Source organism: Thermoactinomyces sp. CICC 10522 (assembly GCF_016055075.1).
GTDB lineage: Bacteria > Bacillota > Bacilli > Thermoactinomycetales > Thermoactinomycetaceae > Thermoactinomyces_A > Thermoactinomyces_A daqus.
On sequence record NZ_JAECVY010000060.1, the window covers coordinates 1 to 1,022 of the forward strand.

Sequence of the window (1,022 nt, forward strand, 5' to 3'; positions counted from 1 at the left end):
GGACTCCCTGTCCCCCGACCGCGTGCAAAACAAATCCCGCATCACGAAGTGGAAGTGCGCTCACTCGAGGTGTATGAGAGCTTGATGGGGGCGAGATCACTTAATGAACCCCAAAAGTCCAGACATTTAAGTCGCATTTGAAGATAAAAGTTGACGAAATTCTTTTGGAGACAGATATCCTAATGCAGAATGCAGTCGCTCCGCATTGTAGAATCGGATGTAGCGGTCGATATCTTTTTTGGCTTCCAGGAAAGAGGAGTATTCCTGAAGCCAAACCGTTTCCTCTTTCAGCGTCCGGAACCAACGCTCAATGTAAGCATCGGTGTCAGGGTTGTTGTAACCCGTTCGCTCCTGCTTAATTCCGGCATCTTGAAGAGCTTTGACGTATCGTCTGCTGGTCATTTGGCAACCATTGTCACTACGAATTGTCAGGCCACGGCCTTTGACTCCTTGAGGGAAACGTTTTTCCAGTGCTTGATTGACAGCAGAAAGAAGCTCATCGGTTCTGCAGAACCGTGAGAAGGAATAGCCTACGATTTCTTTGTCATAAGCGTCGATGACGGCAAACAGGTAACCCCAGCCATCACGCCCACACCATATCTTCGTCATGTCGACTTGAAAATGCTGATTTGAGCCGGTGACCGGGATCCGACCCGATTGCTTTTTTCTACTCGCCGTTCCTCCTTTGGAACGGGTTAACAACCCCAACTCTTTCATGATGCGGTACACGCGCTTGTGGTTGACACGAAGCTGATGCCGCTTGTACAGCCAAACCCGGATTCGGCGGTACCCGTTGGTCGGAAACTCTCCGCAAAGCTCCTGGATCTTCTGACGAAGCGCCGCTTCGTCAGAGCGCTCACGCTTTTTGGGCTGGTACTCCTTGAGCAGAGCATACCCATAAGTGCGGTTGATGCGAAGGGCAGCCGTGATTTGTGGGACCGAATACCCCTCGCCGTGCAGGATCCGCACCAAATCCCTGGTCTTTACCTTCGGCCCCAGTTCGTCTTTTTTCGGAGAATCTC

The 1,022-nt window shown here is 51.3% G+C and carries 1 protein-coding gene; it reads right to left on the reverse strand.

Features of this window, described 5'->3' with window-relative positions; genetic code table 11:
• Window positions 1-126: 126 nt before the first annotated feature.
• The coding region (locus I8U18_RS17580) for an IS3 family transposase (RefSeq protein WP_198065182.1) at window positions 127-1,022 on the reverse strand (896 nt) is incomplete at its 5' end.